The organism is Pseudoalteromonas sp. P1-7a (assembly GCF_001401855.1).
In the GTDB taxonomy this organism is placed as follows: domain Bacteria; phylum Pseudomonadota; class Gammaproteobacteria; order Enterobacterales; family Alteromonadaceae; genus Pseudoalteromonas.
On sequence record NZ_LKDU01000038.1, the window covers coordinates 1 to 23,022 of the forward strand.

The 23,022-nt window shown below is 40.0% G+C and carries 21 protein-coding genes and 1 pseudogene; 14 read left to right on the plus strand and 8 right to left on the minus strand.

Going from position 1 to position 23,022, the window contains the following annotated elements; all coding sequences use genetic code 11:
• The first annotated feature begins 558 nt into the window (after positions 1-558).
• The 3 genes and pseudogenes from AN389_RS17555 (at position 559) to AN389_RS17560 (ending at position 2,984) form a co-directional block, all read left to right on the plus strand.
• On the plus strand, positions 559-2,136 hold the full coding sequence (locus AN389_RS17555) for a DUF4041 domain-containing protein (protein WP_055020354.1): 1,578 nt from the start codon (positions 559-561) through the stop codon (positions 2,134-2,136).
• Between the two features lie 191 nt (positions 2,137-2,327).
• A pseudogene (locus AN389_RS20790) lies at positions 2,328-2,408 on the plus strand (twin-arginine translocation signal domain-containing protein); the annotation flags it as partial.
• A 78-nt stretch (positions 2,409-2,486) separates the two neighbouring features.
• Positions 2,487-2,984, plus strand: coding sequence for a lactoylglutathione lyase family protein (locus AN389_RS17560; RefSeq protein WP_055020363.1), 498 nt, complete (start codon positions 2,487-2,489; stop codon positions 2,982-2,984).
• An 88-nt stretch (positions 2,985-3,072) separates the two neighbouring features.
• On the opposite strand, the gene bcp is transcribed toward AN389_RS17560, so the two are convergent.
• Positions 3,073-3,552: a thioredoxin-dependent thiol peroxidase gene (bcp, locus tag AN389_RS17565; protein ID WP_055020355.1), complete on the minus strand. Its 480-nt coding sequence runs from the start codon at positions 3,550-3,552 to the stop codon at positions 3,073-3,075.
• A gap of 10 nt (positions 3,553-3,562) precedes the next feature.
• Positions 3,563-4,099 carry a glycine cleavage system protein R gene (locus AN389_RS17570; RefSeq protein ID WP_055016292.1) on the minus strand — a complete coding sequence of 179 codons (537 nt, stop codon included), beginning with the start codon at positions 4,097-4,099 and terminating at the stop codon, positions 3,563-3,565.
• Positions 4,100-4,459: 360 nt separating this feature from the next.
• Between AN389_RS17570 and bamC the strand changes: the two genes are divergently transcribed.
• Positions 4,460-5,518, plus strand: coding sequence for an outer membrane protein assembly factor BamC (bamC, locus tag AN389_RS17575; RefSeq protein ID WP_055016291.1), 1,059 nt, complete (start codon positions 4,460-4,462; stop codon positions 5,516-5,518).
• 70 nt (positions 5,519-5,588) lie between these two features.
• Complete coding sequence (locus tag AN389_RS17580; RefSeq protein ID WP_055016290.1) at positions 5,589-6,959, plus strand: YjiH family protein; 1,371 nt, start codon at positions 5,589-5,591, stop codon at positions 6,957-6,959.
• A gap of 120 nt (positions 6,960-7,079) precedes the next feature.
• Here AN389_RS17580 and AN389_RS17585 read toward each other — a convergent pair whose 3' ends face one another.
• The gene (locus AN389_RS17585; protein WP_055020356.1) at positions 7,080-7,616 is read right to left on the minus strand and encodes an acyloxyacyl hydrolase; all 537 of its coding nucleotides are present in this window, start codon (positions 7,614-7,616) and stop codon (positions 7,080-7,082) included.
• Positions 7,617-7,862: 246 nt separating this feature from the next.
• Here AN389_RS17585 and AN389_RS17590 point away from each other — a divergent pair, with 246 nt between their 5' ends.
• Together AN389_RS17590 and AN389_RS17595 are read left to right on the plus strand one after the other, a co-directional pair.
• A complete protein-coding gene (locus tag AN389_RS17590) occupies positions 7,863-8,456 on the plus strand; it encodes a phospholipid-binding protein MlaC (protein WP_055020357.1) in 594 nt (197 codons plus the stop codon).
• A 209-nt stretch (positions 8,457-8,665) separates the two neighbouring features.
• Entirely contained in the window at positions 8,666-10,003 is a 1,338-nt protein-coding gene (locus tag AN389_RS17595) for an ankyrin repeat domain-containing protein (RefSeq protein WP_055016288.1), read from the plus strand.
• Between the two features lie 113 nt (positions 10,004-10,116).
• Here the strand turns inward: AN389_RS17595 and AN389_RS17600 are convergent, their stop codons facing one another.
• From AN389_RS17600 to AN389_RS17620, 5 genes are read right to left on the minus strand one after another with little or no spacing between them, the layout of a single operon-like run.
• Positions 10,117-10,560 (minus strand): DUF2069 domain-containing protein, encoded by a 444-nt coding sequence (locus AN389_RS17600; RefSeq protein ID WP_055016287.1) that lies wholly within the window; start codon positions 10,558-10,560, stop codon positions 10,117-10,119.
• Positions 10,557-11,111: an NAD(P)H:quinone oxidoreductase gene (gene wrbA, locus AN389_RS17605; protein ID WP_055016286.1), complete on the minus strand. Its 555-nt coding sequence runs from the start codon at positions 11,109-11,111 to the stop codon at positions 10,557-10,559. Before wrbA ends, AN389_RS17600 begins: the two co-directional genes overlap by 4 nt.
• Positions 11,111-11,458 (minus strand): arsenate reductase (glutaredoxin), encoded by a 348-nt coding sequence (arsC, locus tag AN389_RS17610; RefSeq protein WP_055020358.1) that lies wholly within the window; start codon positions 11,456-11,458, stop codon positions 11,111-11,113. The genes wrbA and arsC overlap by 1 nt, the downstream gene beginning before the upstream one ends.
• Before the next feature lie 54 nt (positions 11,459-11,512).
• The gene (locus tag AN389_RS17615) at positions 11,513-12,970 is read right to left on the minus strand and encodes a M48 family metalloprotease (RefSeq protein WP_055020359.1); all 1,458 of its coding nucleotides are present in this window, start codon (positions 12,968-12,970) and stop codon (positions 11,513-11,515) included.
• Between the two features lies 1 nt (position 12,971).
• Complete coding sequence (locus AN389_RS17620; RefSeq protein ID WP_055016283.1) at positions 12,972-13,637, minus strand: hypothetical protein; 666 nt, start codon at positions 13,635-13,637, stop codon at positions 12,972-12,974.
• A 147-nt stretch (positions 13,638-13,784) separates the two neighbouring features.
• Here AN389_RS17620 and AN389_RS20700 point away from each other — a divergent pair, with 147 nt between their 5' ends.
• The 7 genes from AN389_RS20700 (at position 13,785) to AN389_RS17655 (ending at position 22,911) form a co-directional block, all read left to right on the plus strand.
• On the plus strand, positions 13,785-14,003 hold the full coding sequence (locus tag AN389_RS20700) for a hypothetical protein (RefSeq protein ID WP_055016282.1): 219 nt from the start codon (positions 13,785-13,787) through the stop codon (positions 14,001-14,003).
• Positions 13,996-15,072, plus strand: coding sequence for an AI-2E family transporter (locus AN389_RS17630; protein WP_055016281.1), 1,077 nt, complete (start codon positions 13,996-13,998; stop codon positions 15,070-15,072). The genes AN389_RS20700 and AN389_RS17630 overlap by 8 nt, the downstream gene beginning before the upstream one ends.
• A 126-nt stretch (positions 15,073-15,198) precedes the next feature.
• The gene (locus tag AN389_RS17635) at positions 15,199-17,424 is read left to right on the plus strand and encodes an aminotransferase class V-fold PLP-dependent enzyme (RefSeq protein WP_055020360.1); all 2,226 of its coding nucleotides are present in this window, start codon (positions 15,199-15,201) and stop codon (positions 17,422-17,424) included.
• Between the two features lie 340 nt (positions 17,425-17,764).
• The gene (pgi, locus tag AN389_RS17640) at positions 17,765-19,411 is read left to right on the plus strand and encodes a glucose-6-phosphate isomerase (RefSeq protein ID WP_055016279.1); all 1,647 of its coding nucleotides are present in this window, start codon (positions 17,765-17,767) and stop codon (positions 19,409-19,411) included.
• Positions 19,412-19,678: 267 nt separating this feature from the next.
• Positions 19,679-21,151: a glucose-6-phosphate dehydrogenase gene (gene zwf, locus AN389_RS17645; RefSeq protein WP_055016278.1), complete on the plus strand. Its 1,473-nt coding sequence runs from the start codon at positions 19,679-19,681 to the stop codon at positions 21,149-21,151.
• Positions 21,152-21,154: 3 nt separating this feature from the next.
• Positions 21,155-21,865 (plus strand): 6-phosphogluconolactonase, encoded by a 711-nt coding sequence (pgl, locus tag AN389_RS17650; protein WP_055016277.1) that lies wholly within the window; start codon positions 21,155-21,157, stop codon positions 21,863-21,865.
• A 338-nt stretch (positions 21,866-22,203) separates the two neighbouring features.
• On the plus strand, positions 22,204-22,911 hold the full coding sequence (locus tag AN389_RS17655; protein ID WP_055016276.1) for a SapC family protein: 708 nt from the start codon (positions 22,204-22,206) through the stop codon (positions 22,909-22,911).
• Positions 22,912-23,022 lie beyond the last annotated feature (111 nt).

The window sequence follows — 23,022 nt, forward strand, 5'->3', positions numbered from 1 at the left end:
AAACCCAACACCACAACTCCATTACTCACTCTTTATATAAACCACCACACCAGCTTATTTAAACACGTAGGTCGGATAAGCGAAGCGCCCTCCGAAAAGGCTAGTTAATTTCTTCCCCGCAGTGATAGCATTTATTTTTTGGTAGACGATAGTTAGTAGCTGATTGCATTACCTGGTTTTTCTTGCAATTTGGGCAAAAGTAATTAATAACATTCACAATTAGCGCGATTGTAAAAATAAAGCTTCCTATATAAAACGGGTTGGCATAAAAATGCTCACTCGCAGGTGAAAACTGAAAGCCAATAATACATATAATCAATGCGACTAAATACACTCTAAACTTGATTGCCTTACTCAAAGTTAACTCCTTCTATTGTATTTTATTTTTTATTACATAGTTAGGTTGATAACAACTTAATTTTAAACAGAGAACTCTTATTAAACTACCAATACATCATTTTGAAATGTTAAAAAAAAGGGGGTTGTACTGTTATTCATTTATCAAGTGCAGCCAATCTGTGATACGGTATTTAGTCAACTTAATAAAAGGATTTAGTTATGGAGCTTCTTAGTTTAATACTCGCATTTATAGTTTTAATCATTTGTTTTAGCTGGTACAGCACGGTTAAAAACCTAAAGCAGCAATCTAAAAAAAGTATAGATTCATTGAATGACAGGCTTGATGTGTTAAGAGCAGAAATTAAGAACACATCAATTAAAAATAAAGAGTTACTTGATAAATACAGCCCAATTATTCAAGTAGAAAACTATATTAAAGACCTTCTAGAAGAAGCTGAGTTGGAAGCAAAGACTATAAAACAAAATGCAATGGATTTAGCGAATGACATTGAACTAGATGCTGTTACTACAAGAGAAACCCTAAAAGGGTATAAAGCTGAAGGGAACCAAAAGCTTAAAGAAGCAAAAGAAGAAGCTGAGAAAATTCGCCTTGAGGCTAATCAAGAGGCAGATCGAATTACATCATTTGCAGTTCAGCAAGCTAAAGAAATTGCTGGTGATGCTTACGAGGCTAAAGAAAAAGCAGATATCTATGAACAAGCAATTAAAGCTATGCGAAATACTATCGATGGCTATAAAGATGACTACATAATACCAAACCATTCAGTTTTAGATGATTTAGCTGATGAATTTAGCCATAAAGAGGCTGGAGCCGAGTTGAAATTGATACGGCAAAATATTCGTCAAATGGTTAAAGATGGTTTTGCAGGTGATTGCGATTATGTCGAGCAGCATAGAAAAACCTACGCAATACATTTTGTGGTTGATGCTTTTAACGGCAAAGTAGATAGTGCATTGTCAAAGGTAAAACATGACAACTTTGGCAAGATAAACCAAGAAATTTTAGATGCATTTGCCTTAGTAAATCACAATGGCGTACCGTTTCGGAAAGCGCGGATTAATGAAAAGTATTTAAACGCACGTTTAACAGAGCTTAAGTGGGCGGTAGCCGCTAGTGAACTTAAAAGAATTGAACGAGAAGAACAAGCTGAAATTCGGGCACAGATACGAGAAGAAGAAAAAGCGCTGCGAGATATCGAAAAAGCAAGAAAAGAAGCTGAGAAGGAAGAAAGATTAATTCAAAAAGCGTTAAAAAAAGTTAGGGAAGAACTTTTAGCTGCCAATGATGAACAAAAAGCTGACTATGAAGCAAAGTTGTTTGATTTAGAAAATCAATTAAAAGAAGCTGAGGATAAAGGGCAAAGAGCGATTTCTATGGCACAACAAACTAGACGTGGTCATGTTTATGTTATCAGTAATATTGGTAGTTTTGGTGAAGAAGTATTTAAAATAGGTATGACTCGAAGGTTAGAACCAATGGACCGTGTTAAAGAGTTGGGAGATGCATCTGTTCCATTTTCTTTTGATGTTCATGCAATGATATTTAGTGAGGATGCACCAACTTTGGAAAAAGAACTTCATCGTCGTTTCGATTTATGCTCAGTGAATAAGGTTAATTCTAGAAAAGAGTTCTTTAAAACCACGATATCTGAAGTGAAACAAGCTGTAGAAATGAGTGGTATTTTAGATGTTCACTGGACGCTGAAAGCAGAAGCTGCTGAATATCGAGAAAGCCTATCTATAGAGAAAAGTATGCAAGAAAACGCTATTGCATAATTGAACCCAATAATTCATACAGTGTTGATTCAAATAACACTATATGAATTAAATACTCCTTCCAACTATCATCACAAAACGTAATCATAAATATCATATTTGATAATTTTTTGTCCTCACTATATTCATTTATTATGGCTAATTAATCCCCTTTAATTACTTTTAACGCCCTTGCCGTTAAGGAATATGCCATGAATAAAAAAGAGTTAAACCGTAGAGACTTTATGAAGTTATCGGCAGCAGGGTTGGGTGCTGCGGCGCTGCCTATGCTGTTTACTAGTTTAAATGCTAATGCCAACCTGCAAGCGGTTGGTAAAGGCGAGCAAGCAAATGGCTTACCTGCTTCACGCATGCCTTATCCGCGTACGTTTTCGCATATAGGTGTGTCAGTACCAAACTTAGAGCAAGCCGTTAAGTTTTACACTGAGGTGTTGGGCTGGTATTTAATTATGAAGCCTACAAAAATAACAGAAGATAAATCACCAATAGGTGAAATGTGCACAGATGTATTTGGTGCGGGGTGGGGCAGCTTTAAAATAGCCCATTTATCAACAGGTGATAAGGTGGGCGTTGAGCTATTTGAATTTAAAAATCAGCAAAACCCTAAAAATAATTTTGAATATTGGAAAACAGGGATATTTCATTTATGCGTTCAAGACCCTGATGTAGAAGGGCTTGCTGATAAAATAGTGGCGGCGGGCGGTAAAAAGCGTATGAAAGCGCCGCGCTATTATTACCCAGGGGAAAAACCATACCGCATGATTTATATGGAAGACCCGTTTGGCAATATTTTAGAAATTTATAGCCACAGTTACGAGCTTATATATTCGAGTGGCGCTTATGGTTAATTAATTATGTAACGTGCAACCGTACTTAAAAAACGTCAATAAAAAAGCGTTGCTCAAGAGCAACGCTTTTTTACAGCTTATAGCTTACTTATTCTGCTGCTAAGTAATCTAAAACCACTTGATGGTGATCTTTAGTTTTAAACTTATCAAATAAGTGTTTAATTTTACCGTCTTGGCCTACTAAAAATGTTAGGCGGTGAATACCATCGTATTCTTTACCCATAAACTTTTTGTAGCCCCATACACCAAATGCTTCAGCAATGGCGTGATCTTCATCGGCTAATAAATCAAAATTAAGCTCTTTTTTAGTTTCAAAGTTTTTAAGGCGCTTAATTGGATCTGGGCTAATACCGACAACACGGGTGTTAAATTTAGCAAGTTCGTTTTGTTGGTCACGTAAGTTCTCGGCTTGTACCGTACAGCCCGGTGTAGAGGCTTTTGGGTAAAAGTACACCAGTACTTGTTGCTCTTTTAACAGCTCGCTTAATGTGACTGTTTCGTCGTTTTGGTTTTGTAAGCTAAATTCGGGTGCTGTATCACCGGCTTGTAGTGGACTAATTTTGTTCATGCTGTGCTCCTTAGCGAATACGTTTAAAAATATAATCTACGTTAAGAGTGTGCGAAAGGTTTTCAAAGGTCACTTTAAATTGGTCTATATCAACTTCAACAGGGATATTAAACTCAATTTCGCAGCGCATTTTTGTGTCAGTTTCTTCATCGTAGGTGTCTGACTTTAATGAGCAAATGCTAATGTGGTGATCGGCAAAAAAACGCGTTACTTTACTCAGTGTGCCAGGTGTGTCTATCCCTGTGTATTCAAGGGTGTAGCCTGCGCAAAATTCACTCTCGGTGTGGCGAGTGGTGCTGCGCTTCATCATGGTGAGTAGGCCAAGCTCCATGCCTTTAGTGGGCAAGGTATGCTCTATGCGGCTAATGGCCGACATATCGCCGCTTAGCAACATGGTGAAGGTAAATTCGCTGCCTAAAATGGCTATTCGGCTATCTATAATATTGCAATGACAATCACTTACAAGTTGTGTAAGTTCACTTACAATTCCCGGTCTATCTTCGCCAATAGCGGTTAAAACAATTTGATGATTTGAAAATGCAGTCATGAAGTTTAATACCTACGTTTTTTGAATTATAACAACCGAGTTGATATAGCCCGTTACACCTACAATACGATGCACGGCGGCGAAGTTTAACACAAAAAACAGCCTAAACTACATAGGTGCTTAATTAAAGGCGCTTTAAAACGTTGTGTTCCTTGTTTTTACTGGCACAGGAAAGTACCATAGCTTAAATTTGTCTTTTTGCTGTGATTGATTTTATAACACCTAGGTGTGAACTTTATTGCAATTAGACAGCCAAATAATAAATGTAAAGTTAATGTTGATTTTACACTGAACCAAATTCGGTATTACCCACTCATATACGTGTAAAACAATTAAAGGGTATGCTAAGGAGAAATATCTGTGCAGTATTGGATCCCAAAAGCACTTGCAGTGAGTGTATTGGTAAGTTTATCAGGGTGTAATGTTTTTATTAATGAAGCGCACAACGAACGCAATTATCGCACCCATGAAGGTGTTAAAACCCCGCCATCGTTATCTCAACCAGCGCAAGATCCTGTTTATAAAATGGATGTGGGCCAATACGATAACAACCCAGAGGCAACAAACTATCGTCCACCAGCACAGGTTTTAACTGTTGCTAAAGGTAGCTGGGTAGAAGAAGGCGACAAACAAGCGCGTATTTATTTTGATAAAAACGATGGCATTGTTGATTTAGATGAATTTGTATGGGATTCAATTAAAGCGGTTATTGCCGAAAATAATGCAACAACCACAAAAGAAGATAAGCTACTTGGTATTATCGAAACCGATTGGTACGCCATAATCAAAGCTGAAGAGAGCTGGTTGTGGGATGATGAGGTAAGCGAAAACCTGGAGCGCTTTAGATTCACAATTGAAGAAAAATCGCATCAGCGTACTGCTTCGCTACGCGCTGAACTTATTGACTTTAAAGGTGATGACACATTAACTGATTTACTTAAGCAGCAATTAGAAGTACGTGCACTTAACCAAGTTGTAGCTGAGTTTGACTATCGTTATCGTCAACTAGAAGTAGAAAACCGTAAGCGCCAAGGTATTATTTCTTTAGAAATGGGCTTTGATAATAAGGGCAATGCTGCACTTGTTACTGAGCAATCATACGATGCAGTATTCGATCGCTTCTCAGGCTTTTTAGAGCGCCTATCGTTTACTATTGTTGAGATTAAAACCGATACCGGCTTAATAACTGCCGACTACAACAAGCCAGAGAGCAGCGTATGGGATTCTATTTGGGGCGATGACGTTGCGCAGCTTCCTATTGAAGAAGGCCAATACCAAATTTTAGTCAGCAAAACTAAAGAAGGCGGTACAAGCTTAACCTGGATGGATGATAAAGGCGAAACACTCGAACCTGGCACCATGAATGGCTTACAACAAGCGTTAGAAGCAGCACTTATTCAGCGCGGCATCAAAATTTAATAATTAATAATAAGTTTTTACTACAAAAAGAGCGCTTTGCTCTTTTTGTAGTTTTTATGGATTAAAAAATATGTCTCAGTTACCTCCTCGCGGGCACTATACGTGGCGCACTTGGTTTACTTTTTTAGTACCGTCGTTAATTGGTGTGTTTTTATTTATGACACCCATTCCTACCGCCGACGGAATGACCATTCCTATTGCGTTAATGGCTAAAGGCGTGCAAGCGTTGATGTCTGGTTCAGCGCAAGCAATTATTACCTTAATTATTTGTATTACTGGCGTTATGTCGGTGATCACTAAAGTATTTAAACCCGCCGCTATTTGCCAATCACCCCTGTTAAAACATTTATTTGATGTAAGTGTCGTGTGGTTAGTGGTGCGTTTATTTGGTATGGCGTTTGTGCTAATGACCCATTTAGGGTTAGGTAGCGAGGCTATTACCTCAGCAAACACAGGCGCTTTAGTATTAAACGACTTATTACCTGTTTTGTTTTCGGTATTTATACTGGCCGGTTTATTACTGCCTCTACTAATAAACTTTGGGTTATTAGAACTTGCTGGCACCATGCTTACCAAGGTAATGCGCCCTGTATTTGGTGTACCTGGGCGAAGTGCGGTTGACTGTACTGCGTCATGGTTAGGTGATGGCAGTGTCGGTATTTTAATGACCGCAAGGCAGTACGACCAAAAGCATTACACGCAACGCGAAGCCGCTATTATTGGTACTACGTTTTCGGCAGTTTCAATTACCTTTAGCTTAGTGGTTTTAGGGCAAGTTAAATTAGAGCACTTATTTGCCCCATTTTATGCCACCGTATGTTTAGCTGGTGTGGTTGCCGCTATTATTGTGCCGCGCTTACCACCACTTTGCTTTAAAAAAGATTTGCTTATTGATGGCAGTGAGCCAAATCGCGATGCCGAGACTATCCCAACGGGTAAAAGCTTAGTAGGGCACTCGCTTGATGTTGCATTAGCTAAAGCCAATAACTCATCAGGTTTTAAAGGTACCTTAAAAGAGGGCGTACATAATGCCCTTGATATGGTGTTTGGTGTACTGCCTGTAGTTATGGCGGTGGGTACATTTGCACTTATTATTGCAGAGTACACGCCGGTATTTCAGTACTTAGGTATGCCGTTTGTGCCATTTTTAGAATGGTTACACGTCCCCGAGGCACAGGCTGCGGCACAAACGATTATGGTGGGATTTGCCGATATGTTTATTCCGTCAATTTTGGCAGCAGGCACCATTGAAAGTGATGTAACGCGCTTTATTATTGCTGCAATGAGCGTAACTCAGCTAATTTACATGTCTGAGGTTGGCGCACTTTTACTGGGTAGTAAAATACCGGTAAACATTGTTGAGCTGTTCGTTATATTTATTTTGCGTACGCTTATTACACTGCCGGTTATTGCCTTAATGGCGCATTGGTTAGTTGGCTAGTAGCGTATTTTAATCAAAAAAAGCCCCGATTTATCGGGGCTTTTTTGTGGCTAGTTATTTCAATTTAGCTTAATACTTAACATGATTAAGTAGCAAATTGATACTAGATGCAAATGAAGGTTAAAAACGCCTTGCCACCGAAAGAGTTAAAAAGTTTAAACCCGGGTTAGGGGCTTTAAATCCGGCGTTTGAGTAATGAATAACCCGAAGCGCTACGTTAGTGTAGCCAAAGTCTGCAACTAGGCCTATGCGGTCTTCAAATTGGTAGTGAGTACTAATGTTTTTGCCCGCAAATTTAGTTTCATCAATAAGCGATACACCAATACCTGCTTCAATATAAAACGGGGTATTGTGAAAACTAAAAGCAGGAAACTGCAGCACAGGCGACATAGCCAGCACAAGATTAGATTGCGAGTTGTCACCATGGCGGTACTGCCACATATTAACGCTGGTTTCAAAATAAAAGCGCGCATCGCCCACTAAGTTTTGCAAACTCGCAGCGTGATATTGATAAGCTAGCTTAATACCATTTACGTTGCCTTCGCCTTTGAGCATATCTACGGCGTAACCATGATTAGACTGCGCAAATACAAAGTTACCCCATACAGAAATAATTAAAAATAAAGTAATAGTGAAAGTTTTATATACCGTTTTCATAACTGCCAAATTGGTGTGTGAGTCGAATGAGTAATTAAATGATAAGGGCGGGTTATTTACATTTTCAATGAGGACAAAATACCGCTTGTTTATGGGGTGTTAACAAGGGATGCTTAACTGACTGAAATTAAATAGTTTATTTTATTGGTGCTGTTTTGGCATTAATTAGGTGCATTTTTGTGTCTTTTTTTGTGATTTAAAATCGCGTAATTTAGCCACATCTTAATCACACACATGGTCACGCTCATGAAACTTTTTAACACTATTTTTATTGCTGCTGCCTTTTTTAGCAGCGCGTTATTTGCGCAAACTGCGCAGTCACCGCAACATATGCTTGAGGGCGTTGCCGATACGCTTTTTAGCGATATTGCAAAAGTAAATGCACAAGGTGATGCAAGCAAAGCCGATATGGCGCGCATTGTAGAGACGCGTTTAATGCCAAACATAGATATTAAGTTTGTGTCGTTTAAATTGCTTGGAAAACACATAAAAGGCATTGAGCGTGAGCAAGCTGTACGCTTTATTGATGCAGTAGAGCATTATTTAACAGGTACTTACGCAGGTGCGCTTATGAAGTACACCGGACAACAAGTAGTCTTTGAACAAGATACCGCTAAAAGCGACTCTGAGTACGCCACGGTTAAAACGCAAATTATTGAGCCAAATGCGCCCGTGATTGATCTGCATTTTAAGCTGCGCCAAGGTAAGGACCAGCAATGGAAAGTATACGACATTGTTGCCGAAGGTATTTCGCTATTAAGTGCTAAGCAAAAAGAGATCATTCAACGTATTTCTGATGTCGGTTTAGAGCAAGTAATTACTGAACTAAACAATAAATAGTTCCTCCCTGATTAAGACCCCCTCCAACCACAAAAGCAGCCGCACTTGAGTGTATTGGCTGCTTTTATATTTTCTTAATATTCATCTACTTTAAGCTCACAGCAAAAAAAAGGTGTGATAGAATATCACCACGTCGATTAAGCGTGGTGTCAGCTAAAAACTGCTATAACTGACCCCTCATCAAGCTACACTGGAGTTGTGCTGTTTTAATGGAAAATGTACTGATTTGGCCAAAGGAATACCCATTACTTATTAAAGGACTTGTAGAACAAAACGGTGCCTTTATTTTAGATGCTTTAGAAGCTTGGCCTGCATGTCGTTCTACTATTGAAGATGACGGTGTATGCACCACTGTGCTACCACCCATTTACTATTTGATATGGTTAACCCCGCTTGAACCCTTTGAAGAGTGTTATTTTCAGCATATTAGTGAATATGATGAAGATGCGCATGCTTACATTGCTGCTGTTAAAAATCATTATTTAGATAACGAATACACCAACGAATCCATGGCGTTAATGCTGTGCCAGCGCTTAGAAAAATACGCCAGTGTGGCGGCGCAAAATGCTCTTGATACGCCGCTTTCTTTGTTTAGCTTATTATTTAGTAAACGTTATTTTTCATTAATTGAACATGCCCTAAACAGTGGCAGTAAATTAAGTGCACACGACACACTGGCACTGTGGCAAGAGGTCGATTTTAGAGACCGTTTAAGCGCTTTTTTACCCGAATCGGTCGCGGATTTAAATGAGCTTACAGAACTTGCCAGCCAAAAAGTAGCAAACGGTAAAGACTATTTTACGCTGTTAACGCAAGTGTCGCCTGAGGTTGATTCTATAGTATTGCTTGAAAAAGCATTACTAGCTCATTTAAGCCAAAAAGGTGCTAAGCAAACCATGGCTATGCGTTTTATCGAGCAAGGCGCTACCGGTACCTTGGCCGATGAAAACAATAAAACAGCCTTTATGTGGGCGGCCGAAAAAGGCTATGTAAACGTAATAGAAACCCTGCTGGCAAAACAGGATCTAAAAGCGCAAGATACGTTAGGCAATACAGCCTTGCACTATGCGGTGTTAGCCAAAAATGAAACCCTTATGGTGCTATTACTAAAAGCAGGTTACGACTTTAGAGCACGAAATAACGAGGGCCTAAGTTGTTATCGGTTAGCGGTAAGTGTTAAAGCAACCAATTTAGTTAAATGCCTTGAGCGCGACTTTGGTATAAAAGAGCTTTCGCCTGAAGGGCAGTTTAACCGCATTAAAAAGGTGCATGCCTTACACGCCATTGTGACTATTTTATTCCCACTTCAGCTCTATTTCTTTTTTGATGAAAGCATTGCTATTAAAAGTGAGCTGACTTTAATTTTTACACTGATTGCATCGGTGTGTTTTTTCTTTGCGGCAAGCTTAAAACGCTGTGCGCTTTATCCTCATATAAAGCACCCGTGGGGATTATTTGTTCTGCGTGTTTTTTCGTTATTGAGCTTAATAGCTCAGCTTGGATTAGCCAGTATCGTTGCACTTGCTGCGCTGAGCGAATTGGTATAAGGCTTAGCAAACTAAAAGCTTAAAAAAACGCGCTTACATTGTTATGTTAAGCGCGTTTTTTGTAGGTATAAGCTGTTATTTCAGCTTAAATAATTTATTTTGCGAAATTAGTATTATTTAGTATATTCGTTGGCGGCTTTTTCTTCTGCGAGCTCTTCTTTAAGCTTACGTATTTTTAAGCCTTGTTCTTGTCCACGGTGCCTTGCGTAATAGGTGCAGCCTACAAACATCGCTGAGGCAAACACAAGCTCTAATAACACCCATATTAGCTCATCAGGCGCAGCCCATAGCATGGTTAAACCGTGTATAAAGTACAGCATAACAACAAAGTTGGCCCAAGCGTAAGTGTAAGTATTGTCTTTAATAAAGCCTCTAAGGGGTAATAGTAAAGGTATAATAGGCACAAACAACGATACAAAACTTGCGTTGCCGTTTAGTGGCGGGACAAAGTACATCCACAAAGGTAATAAAAGTAATAAACCCACATAGCCAAAAATAGCAGTACGCTGAAACTTTACAGTAATTGGCTTTTTAGCTGGGGTGTTTGCAGTATTCATTGAAGTTTGCTCGCAATGTGAGTAAGGCGTTTACCAACGCTTTGGCATATTTTAATTTCATCTTTACTTAATGTATTTGTATTACTGCTGCCAGCGACATGGCTTGCTCCATAAGGAGTACCACCGGTTTGCGTGGCTAGTAACTCAGGTACTTCGTAAGGTACCCCTAATAACATCATGCCGTGGTGTAGTAGTGGTAATGATAAGTTAAGTAAGGTGGCTTCATTTCCGCCATGCATACTGCTTGAGGACGAAAATACACAGGCTGGCTTATCTATTAATTGACCTTTTAGCCACAGATCGCTGGTGGTTTCCCAAAAGGTTTTTGCCTGCGATGCCATCATGCCAAAGCGGGTAGGGGTGCCAAAAGCAAGGCCGTCACAATTTATTAAATCATCTTTGGTGATAACAATATCGTGCGGGTTTTTAGCTACAAAAGTGCGCAGCAAAGCGGTTGCACCTTGTTGCTCTATTGACTCTGCTATTTCATGGGCCATGGCTTCAACCGACCCATGGCTTGAGTGGTATAGCACCACAATTTGGGTGCTCATTATAATACGCTTAATACGTTTTCAGGTGGGCGACCCAGCGCGGCTTTATTGTTGTTTACAACAATTGGGCGTTCAATTAATTTTGGGTTTTCTACCATTGCAGCGATTAATGCAGACTCGCTGTTTTCTTCTTTTAAGTTAAGCGCTTTGTATGCATCTTCTTTTGTGCGCATCAGCTGGCGTGCTGAGCTAAAGCCTAGTTGTCCTAAAAGCTCTGTAATTTGTTCATGGTTAAGCGGTGTTTTTAAATACTCTACTACGCTGGGAGTTACATTATTTTGCGCAAGTAATGCTAAGGTTTCACGCGACTTTGAACAACGCGGGTTATGATAAATAGTCACTGACATACAATTAATTCCAAAATGTAATTTGCCACTATTTTAGGGCAAGCGCTTGCAGACTTAAAGTCTTGCAAGCTCTTTTTGTAAACGGCGATACTGAGTAAGCAAGGCTTTTAAACGTTGCTGTTTAACCAGCTCTGTGGGTTCTACGAAGTTAAGCGCTTTTTGGATTTCGTCTGCGGCTTTAATGTAAGCACCATATTGGGAAAGCACATCTGCATTGGCTTCGTGATAAGCAGCGAGCTTGTCTTGTTTTTTGTAGGCGTCGGCTAAAAGCTGTTTGCCTAAGTTATGGTCGGGCTTTTCAAGTAAAAAACTTTTTAAAATGTTTTCCGCTAATTCAAACTGCTCAGCCTCTAATGCCGCATTTGCATAGTTTAAAGTAATAACTTGGTTGTTAGGGCGATAGTCGTTTAGTTCAGCCAAAAACGTTACAGCTTCGTCGGCTTTTTTTTGCGCTATGAGTAAATCGGTATGGGTATCAATATAAAATAAATTTTTAGGGTTTTGCGCAAGCAGTGGCTCTAATATTTCTGCGGCTTCATCGAGTTTGTCTTGGTCAAGCAGGCTTATACCCAAGCCATATTTAAGCGCGGTGTTGTTATAAGTGTTTTCACGCATTAACTTTCTAAATAGCGCCTCGGCGTTTTCAGGCTTATTGGCATAACGGGCGAGTACACGGCTTTTTGCTAAATTAAACTCAAGGCTTGGGTTTAAGTGACGCACAGGGTATTGCTCTGCACGTAAGCGTACATCAGACACACGGCTCTCTGGCAATGGGTGGGTCAGTAAAAAAGCGGGTGGCTTGTACTTATACCTTATTTGTGCTGCAAGTTTAGTTAAAAACTCACTCGAAGCACGCGCATCAAAACCAGCGTTATTAAGGGTTTGCATACCAATTCTGTCGGCTTCTTGCTCGGCGGCACGGCTGTGTGTGAGTTGGCTAAACGCAGCTTGGGTTTGGTTAGCCGAAATAATAGCAATGCCCGCATCAGGGGCCACCACTGTTGCTAATATACCGGCTATCATACCTGCAATAGTCAGTGCACTGTTGTCTTGTTGTTGCTGAATACGACGCGCTAAATGGCGCTGAGTTACGTGCGCTATTTCGTGCCCAAGTACAGAGGCAAACTGGCTTTCGTTGTCTGACTGCGCAATAAGCCCAGTATGCACACCTACATGTCCGCCGTAAAAAGCAAAGGCATTAATTTCGTTGTTATTGACCCAAAAAAACGAAAAAGGAAAACGCACGTCGTTTGCATTAGCGACTAGTTTTCGGCCAAGTGTGGTTAAGTATTCGTCTAAAACAGGGTCGTTTACTACCGGTGATGAGCCTCTTATTTGCATCATCATCACTTCGCCAATGGCTTGTTCTTTTTCAAGTGGCAAAACTTGTAGCGCAGACGTGCCTAAATCGGGTAGCGTAAAGTTTGTTTGTGCCTTTAACGGCTCACTAACCAGTAGGCTAAAGGTAAGCGCGGCACTGCATAAAGTGATAAAGGCTGATTTTAGCTGCATTTTATTCCTTGTTTATTTGTTCACCAATGGCAATTTTTGCTATGTCAATTTCGTCGCTGCTTGCACGGCTGTCTTTTTCGCACAATTGGTAGAGTTCTTTTATTGTGACTCCATCAAGCTTTACAACGTTCAATTCCTGCTGCAAAAATTTAATAATTTTATGTACTACCTTATGTGCATGTAAAATAATGGCTTTATCGGCCTTGTCACCGCGCTCAAAATAAAAGCCAATAAACTTATGGAGCTGATTTATGCGGATCAGATTTTTCATTGAATGCGGATCCCATACTTTAAACTCCATAAAGCGGTTATCTTTAACGTATTGATCAATAATAATATCTTTAGCATAGGGTTGCGCCCACAGCTCAAACCCGCGGTCAGTAAATACTTGGTGTAGTGCAATACGGGGCTTATGTTTGGTATGTATTTCGCCAAAGTTATCTTCATAGCCTTCAAGTAAGTCTAAGTTCCAATTGCGTCTATTGAGCAGGCTTTTTACAGCGTTATCAAACCCGTGCTCCAATATTCCCTCAGCTTCGCTGACCGAAGAAGCAACGAGGTGATAAAAAGGCGGAAGCTCTCCCCAGTTTATCTGCTTTTTATACCAATTAATCTCTTTGAGAGTTGGATTACTCGGTAGTTGCGCTTTATTATGCGTGCCAGGCATTAACTTATCCTTACTGCTAATTATGTTATAAGGATAAACCATTGCTGGAATGGTTTTAAGAAAAAGTTACTGCTGTTCACATTTTATAAATAGAATGACCGACAGTATACGACTTATTATTCATTTTACTTGGCGAGTAAAGTAGTTATGTTAGAGTGCGACTTAAAAAAATTTAAATGCCCACAACAGTTTGTACAATTTAAATTAGCGCTTCGAAATGCGCAGGCATCAAATCAGGCAATAACGTTTAGTATTAATAACAATGAGAGCGCTGATGATATTACGCGTTTTTTAAGCAAAAATGCATATACATATAAATTTGACCAACACCTAGGACTATTACGAGTGGAGCCATTGCATGTTTGAATACGTTAAAACATGGTACGAAAGGAAGTTCTCAGATCCTCATTCAGTCACCTTACTTTTTTTACTTATTGCCTCAGTGGCATTGCTGTACTTTTTTGGCGCGTTAATTGTTCCTGTATTAGTGGCATTGGTAATTGCTTATTTACTTGATTGGCCGGTTGTACACTTAGAGCGCTTTGGGTTAAAACGCTTTGGCGCCACGGTCATTGTTATGCTGATATTTACCGGGGTTATGCTTACCCTTATTTTGGTTATTGGCCCTGTGCTTTGGAAGCAAACCAGTAATTTAGTACAAGAAACCCCGCACATGGTAGAGCAAGGTAAGTCATTTTTAATGGCCCTACCACAGCAATACCCCAGTTTAATTAATGCCGAGCAGGTTCAAGCTATTGTAGCCAGTGTAGAGGCCAAGGCGCTCGAATTTGGCCAAGTTATTGTCTCGTTTTCACTCACTTCGTTAAAAGATGTTGTGGCTTGGCTTATTTATTTGGTACTTGTCCCTTTACTGGTATTTTTTATGCTTAAAGACAAGCTTGAGCTTACCAGCAGTGCCGCTACGCTTATTCCGCGACAGAGACGGTTAATTTTGCAAGTGTGGCACGAAATGAATCAGCAAATAATGAATTATATTCGAGGCAAAGTATTCGAGATTTTAATTGTCGGTGGCACCTCGTTTATTGCCTTTACCGTACTTGATTTACGTTATGCAGCATTACTTGGCGTGCTGGTTGGGTTTTCGGTGTTAATTCCGTTTGTGGGGGCGGCGTTGGTTACCATACCTGTTGCAGCGGTGGCATTATTTCAATTTGGTATCGAAACACAGTTTTGGACCGTATTAGTAATTTATGGGATCATTCAGGCGCTCGATGGCAATGTATTAGTGCCTTTGTTGTTTTCTGAGGCCGTTGATTTGAACCCCGTGTTTATTATTGTTGCAGTGCTATTTTTTGGCGGTTTATGGGGGTTTTGGGGCGTGTTTTTTGCCATTCCGCTCGCATCGCTCGTAAAAGCGCTAATAAATGCATGGTCATCCACCCATGGAGAAATAACAAAAGAGCTGCCAGAGTAACGTATTTTTAGTTTAAAAAAGCATAGTAAACGCACCTAAGTTACTAATTGATTATTACCCAATGTGAACAAACTTATGTACTATTGGGTATAAGATATATTTTTTAGTAATAAAGGTGCGTTTTTAATGTCTGAGTTTTTATTGCACGATGAACAAGCAGCCCAGGTTTATCTTGATGCAAACGCTACAACACCTGTTTTACCCTGTATTGCCGACGTGGTGTCGCACACCATGCAAATTTGTTTTGGTAACCCCTCAAGCCCCCATATAAGCGGAATACAAGCTAAGTATTTATTGGAACAGACAAGACAAAATGCACGAAATGTTATTGGAGCGCCTAAGGGGGATATTCTTTTTACTTCAGGCGCGACAGAAGGCATACAAACAGCCATTGTTTCAACGCTCATTCATGCTAAAAATCATACTATCCAAAACCCAGTATTATTGTACGGAGCCACAGAGCACAAAGCGGTACCTAACACGTTAAAACATTGGAATAGCGTTTTAGGCATTAACGCCCAATTATTAGCTATCCCTGTGGATAGCAAAGGGATTTTAGATTTAGCGTTTATTAGTAAGCACATTAATAACGCGCTGATGATTTGCACTATGGCGGTTAATAACGAAACCGGAGTTTATCAAGACCTAAACGCTATTGAGCATGCTATTCGTAGTCGTAATAAATCGGTTTCGTGGATGGTTGATTGTGTACAAGCTTTAGGTAAACAAGCACTTAAACTTAGTAGTACCAGTATAGACTATGCCCCATTTTCGGGCCATAAGCTGTATGCACCTAAAGGTATCGGTTTTTTATACATTAAAAATGGCAGTGCCTACACACCATTTATTGCAGGGGGCGGGCAAGAAAGCGGCATGCGCTCTGGTACCGAAAACCTACCAGGCATAGCAGGGCTTAATAAACTGTTTGATTTGCTGCTAGATAAAAACGACGACACGTTTAAATCGATGGAGGTATTAAATAACTACAGAGCGCAACTGCTTAATGCGCTGCAAAGTACCTTTGGGGGTATTACTTTTAATCATGACTTTTCTCAGTCTGTCCCTACCACCCTTAATTTTGCTGTCGATACGCTTACCTCTAAAGAGGTGATTGATTTATTTGACGCAGCTGGCATTAGAGTCAGTGGTGGTTCAGCGTGTAGCACAGGCGCAACACGCAGTTTTGTGCTTGATGCAATGGGCGCAACCGATTGGCAAAGCGAAAATGCGATTAGACTTTCGTTTGGCCCAGCCGCTACTCAAGCACAAATAGATCAAGCGTGTGCACGTATTAGCTCTTTAAAAGCCGTGCTAGAGGCTAACTGCTTAATTGTTTCTGACAGTGCGTCGCCAAAGCAAGAAGTGTGCGCGCTGGGATTAACACAATTTAGGCATAAAGGAGCGTGTAGCTGGTTGTATGTAAGTAACGACAATAGCGCCGTTATTATTGACCCCGTATTAGAGCTTATACCGCGCTTTGAAAAAATAGTGAGCACACAACAGCTCAATGTAAAAGCAATTTTAGATACGCATAAGCACCAAGACCGTCCAAGCGCAGTGGCTTTATTAAATGAAGTACTGGGCACAACGCATGTGATGCAAAATAGCATTGACCTGGGCACAAAAACATTAATTACAGTGCCAACCCCAGGGCACAGTAAAGACAGCGTGAGTTATTTATTAAAAGAGCGCTCCACAGATCATATCGATTATTGTTTTTGCGGAGATTTAATTTTACCTGCAGGGCTTGGCAATACTTCGCTTGAAGGGGGCAGTGCAACGCAAATGGCACACTCACTTATTAGCCTTGGCGAGCAAATAAGTGACGATACGGTTATTTGTTCGGGGCATGACTATCAGCAATGCTTTGCCATTAACTGGCAAACTGTACGTGCACAAACGCCTTTACTTAGTCCATTATTAAATAAAGAAATAAGTACGACGCAATTTGCACAGCTAAAAGCGCAACACGATCAGGTGCATGTGCAAACCAGTAACCAATTGTGTGGCTATGTTCAAGCGGCGGTTCAATCTGACATTAAGCAGCTAGACTTTGCGCATGCTAAAATGTTGCTAACGCAAAAAAATGTGTATTTAATTGACACCCGTGAGCCTTATGAACATGGTGTTATTAATGTAGCGGAGCTTTTTGCTGCGCCTTTAGCTAATACGCTTAATATTTCACTGAGTCGTATGGCTAACGCTATAGTCCAAAATCAATTAAACCCGCAGCACACCTATATATTACTGTGCAGAAGTGGCAATCGTTCTAAAATTGCAGCGGCAAATTTACAGCAATTAGGCTTTGCGAATATTTATAACGTAGCGGGTGGCTTGGCGTTGGTAAGCTAATTATTGGCCTAGTTTTGTGGGTGTTTTAACCACCTATAAAGCGAGGCGAGTGTAGCTGATGCATTTTATGCGTAATTCATGAATATTTAATAAATGTTGATTAAACTATTAAATGGTTAAAATTTGTGGGTAATTAATTCATAAAATTTTTATGATACCGGTGTCAAAAGTAAAAAATTGCGTTATTATCTGCATCATAAATTATAAAAACAGCATTTTTATTGCTTTTTTCGTTATACTAGGCGCTTGCTTTTTTACTAGCACTACGCGCAATAAGCGAAGTCTTTTTACCTAAAACTGTTTTTAAATCATTAGTTTAAATATTTTAGAGGATATTTACATGTCTAATCGTTCGCAATTAGCAAGTTGGCAAGCACTACAAAATAGTGCCGCGCAGATGAAACACACCCATCTAAAAACGTTATTTGCACAAGATGATACACGATTTGATGCATTCTCTACTCAAATTCCAGGTGTGTTGTTTGATTATTCAAAGCAACGTATCGATAAAACTATTTTTGCACAACTGATCGAGCTTGCTAAAGAGTGCGATATCGCCTCTTGGCGCGACAAAATGTTCAGCGGTGAAAAAATTAATATTACAGAAGAGCGTTCTGTTCTTCATACTGCTTTACGTAATCGCGCCCATACACCTTTAGTTGTTGACGGTGAAGATGTGACCAAAGCGGTTGATAATGAATTAGCAAAAATTAAAACCTTTGTAGAAAAAGTACGCAGTGGTCAGTGGCTTGGTTACACAGGTAAAACAGTAAAAGATGTGGTAAGCATTGGTGTAGGTGGTTCAAACTTAGGTCCACAAATGGCTACCGAAGCGCTAAAAGCACTTGCTGATGACACTTTAAATGTTCATTACGTATCTAATGCTGACGGTGTTCAAATTGCCTCTGTATTAAAAGCAATTGACCCAGAAACAACATTGTTTGTTATTTCATCGAAAACATTTACCACATCAGAAACCATGACCAACGCCAAAACGGCCGTTGATTGGTTTTTACAAACAGCAAAAGATGACAGCGCCATTGCCAAGCATTTTGTTGCTGTTAGCACAAACTTAGAAAAAACTGCAGCCTTTGGCATTAGCGATGAAAACGTATTCACTATGTGGGATTGGGTAGGGGGTCGCTTTTCACTTTGGAGTGCGATAGGCTTACCTATTGCGTTATACCTAGGTTATGACGCGTTTGAAGCTATTTTAGAAGGCGCATTTGAAGTAGATGAGCACTTTAAATCAGCGCCATTTGAGCAAAATATTCCGCTGATTATGGCACTATTAAGTGTTTGGAATACCAGCTTTTTAGGCTTTACGTCGCAAGCTATTTTACCGTACGACCAAGCGCTTCATATGTTACCTGCGTATTTACAACAAGGTGAGATGGAAAGTAACGGCAAACACGTCAATTTTGCAGGCGAAACGGTACCTTATACAACGGTACCTATTATTTGGGGTATGACCGGTATTAACGGCCAACATGCGTTTTATCAGTGTTTACACCAAGGTAATGTAATTGTACCAGCTGATTTTATTGCCTCAGTTAAGCCGCAGGTAGCCGTAGATAAACATCACGATATTTTATTATCTAACTTTTTAGCGCAAACAGAAGCAATGATGAGCGGTGTAGATGCACAGCAAGTTACAGAAGATTTAGCCGCTAAAGGTAAAACACAAGCACAAATTGATGAGTTACTAAATCATAAAATTCATCAGGGTAATCGTCCTACTACATCTATACTGCTAGATACAGTTGATGCAAAAACAGTAGGACGCTTAATTGCGCTGTACGAACATAAAATTTTCTGCCAAGGCATAATTTTAGAAATTTGCTCTTTTGATCAATGGGGTGTAGAGCTTGGTAAAGGGCTTGCCTCTAAAATTGAAAGCGAACTAACCGATGACAGCGTAAAACATGCGCACGATAGTTCAACAAATGGCTTAATTGCGTACTACAAGCAGCACCGTACGCAGTAATATATTCGCTTATGTAATAAGCAAACCGAGTACCTTTGAACGGGTAGCGCTGGAGTTCTTAGGGCCTGTATTTTTGTGAGAGGATTTACAGGACTCCTAAGACTCATTTAATTGTGCAAAGAGTCAAATAATAAACACAACAACTTAGCGTAAAACATTCAATAGGCTTTTATTAACACTAAGAGCCACTGTCATTCAAGCACTAAACCTGCATACCAAGTGGCTTATGGAAGTCGCTTTTAGGTATTACAAACGTAGAGAGTAACTATGCTTAATCCTTTTGATATTATAATTTTTGGGGGCGGTGGTGATCTTGCGTTACGCAAATTGCTACCTGCAATGTACAGAGCATATCAAGAAGGCAACTTACCAGAAGGCTCGCGCATATTGCCTACAGTGCGTGAAGAAAGTAAGCGCGCTGACTACATAGAAACAGCCCACAACGCACTGAAAGAATTTTTAAGTAAAGGCGAATATAACGCTAAAGATTGGAAAGCATTTTCTACTTACTTAGTGCCTGTAGTAAGCAACGTAACTGAAGCTGACGACAACTGGGATGTACTTAAAGGCATTTTAGATGAGCACGACAGCAATAAATCTCGCGTATTTTATTTATCACTTCCGCCTGCTGTTTACGGCACATGTTGTGAAATTTTATCAACGAAAGGTTTAATCACACCCACTTCACGTGTGGTTGTTGAAAAGCCAATTGGTTACTGCGGCGAATCAGCAGAAGCTATCAATGGTAAAATTGCAGAGTTTTTTGACGAAGAGCAAATTTTCCGTATTGACCACTACTTAGGTAAAGAGACAGTACAAAACTTAATGGCGCTGCGTTTTTCAAATTCACTGTTTGAAAACATGTGGGATGCTAAATCTATTGATAATATTCAAATTAGTTTATCTGAAACAGTAGGTCTTGAAAGCCGTGCTGGTTTTTACGATAAAGCCGGTGCATTGCGTGACATGGTGCAAAACCACCTTTTACAGCTATTGTGCTTAGTGGCCATGGAATCACCTAATAAACTAAACGCAAATAGCATCCGTACTGAAAAACTTAAAGTATTAGAAGCTCTTCGTCCGCTACTTGAAGGTGACGTAGATGAAAATATCGTTCGCGGTCAATACGTACCAGGGGATTTAAACGGTAAAATTGTACCGGGTTACTTAGAAGAGCTTAACGAAGGTTCAAGCAAAACAGAAACCTTTGTGGCTATTCGTGCACACATTGATAACTGGCGCTGGGCAGGGGTACCCTTTTATCTTCGTACTGGTAAGCGTATGGCTAAACGTTGTGCAGAAATTGTGGTTGAATACAAAAAAGTATCGCACAATATTTATGAAGAAAACGTGGGTAATATTGAGCCAAACCGCCTTGTTATTCGCTTGCAACCTGAAGAGACAATTCAATTAACGCTTATGTCTAAGCGCCTTGATAACTTGGAAATGCAATTAGAGCCGGTAACGATGAATATTGAGCTTTCTCAAGCATATAGTAATGGTTTCCATTCTGATGCGTACAAACGCTTAATGCTTGATGCTGCCGCTAATAACCCATCGTTATTTATACACCGTGACGAAGTTCGTCAAGCGTGGAAGTGGATAGATCCAATTATTGAGCGCTGGCAAACCAAAGGCAAACCTGCACTTTACCGTGCTGGTAGCTGGGGGCCAGATGATGCTGATGAATTATTAGCTGAAAACAATCACGTGTGGTTTAACACAGGCGATAAGGCGTAAAGTATGGCAACACTTGTTGAAAAATTTTTTGACTCAAAAGATGAGTTAACCGCTGAGCTATCTCAGACGCTTGAGCAGTCTTTACGCGATGGCATAAAAAGTGATGGCCGAGCCGTGCTTATGGTATCGGGCGGTTCGTCTCCGGCGCCGGCGTACAAGCACTTATCAACGCTTGATTTAGATTGGCAAAATATAGATGTAGCCATGGTTGATGAGCGTTGGGTTGAGCCAAGCCACGAAAAAAGTAACGAAGCGTTTATAAAAAGCACCTTGTTACAAAATCATGGCAGGGCCGCAAATTTCATTACCATGAAAAATGATGCAGCAACGGCCGAGCAGGGCACACAAGTATGTGAAGCCGCTTATAGCGCTTTAAAAGCACCGTACGATGTAACAATTTTAGGCATGGGCCCAGATGGCCATACAGCGTCTTTATTTCCGCATGCACAGGGCCTTGAGCACGGTTTAACAACACAGCAAACTGTGTGCGCTATTAATGCAATTGAAAGTGAAGTAACGGGTAGCATCACAGAGCGTATGACACTTACGTTAAATGCAATAGCTAACTCTAAAGTGGTTAAACTCCTGATCAGTGGTGAAGAAAAGCTAGCGGTTTACAAGCAAGCTAAAGCGGGGGGCGATGTAAACGACATGCCACTTCGCGCTGTGCTAAACCATCCAAGCATAAATATTGAAGTGTATTGGGCGCCTTAATTTAGCCGCTTGTTTACAGTTTAAAAAGGCAGCTTAATTAAGCTGCCTTTTTATTTGCTTAAATAACGTACTAAAGCTATTCAAAAAATACGGTTAAACTGTTAACCAATGTTAACGGGCTTTATGGGGCTGTATTAAAATCACTCGTTATTTGTACTGTTTTTGAGCGTATTTTCTAAGTTTTTATTGTCTGTTTTTTAGCAACGCACAGATTTAGTTAAACTTTATTTTTTCATGACGGCTGTCATAAAACTTTCCCTTCCTTTTTTCGTTCAAAAGCATTAGCCTAAAGGCATTAACAATGAAACATATATATTAAAAATAAACGGAGCAGTAACATGGCGGAGCAACAAGTACAGCCTTTACACAACGAAAAGCATGCCAACACTAAAATTCAAAACGGCATCAACGTTGAATTTATGAAAACTCAACATTTAGTGCCAGTCGTTGCACATGAGTTTGCACGCGTAGCAAATGAATTCCCAATGTCTTTTGTTAAAAACAACGAAAACGGTACTTTTCAAGCAGTTGCAATGTTTGGCCTAGAGCCAGGTGAAAACCTGTTTGTAGAAGATGGTAAATGGACAGCAGCTTTTGCACCTATGGCATCTACACGTTACCCATTAGGTCTAGTAAAGCACCCTGAGCAAGATCAGTACGGTATTGTTATTGATGAAGCAAGCTCGCTTGTGGGTGAAGAGGAAGGCAACGCATTATTTGAAAACGGTGAAGAAACAGAGTACTTAAAGCGCCGTAAAGAGTCTTTAGTGTCTTTCATTGAGTTTTCTCAAGTAACAGAAGCATTCACTAAATACTTAGCTGATAAAGAGCTACTAGTAGCGCAAACGCTAACCGTAGACATTAAAGGTGAGAAAAAAGACATCAACGGTATTTACCTTATCGATGAGAAAAAACTAAACTCACTAAGCGATGAAGACTTTTTAGAGCTTCGTAAGCGCGGTTACTTAGCACCTATTTATTCGTTCTTAACATCTACTCACCAAGTAGCACGTTTAGCACGTTTAAAAGCAAAGCAAAGCGCGTAATTACATACACGTTTAATAAAAAGCGCCTAATGGCGCTTTTTTTATGCCATTAATCTTGCTTTAGTTGAAATTTTTGTTGTGACCATTCACATTGTTTTTAACCTATATGTA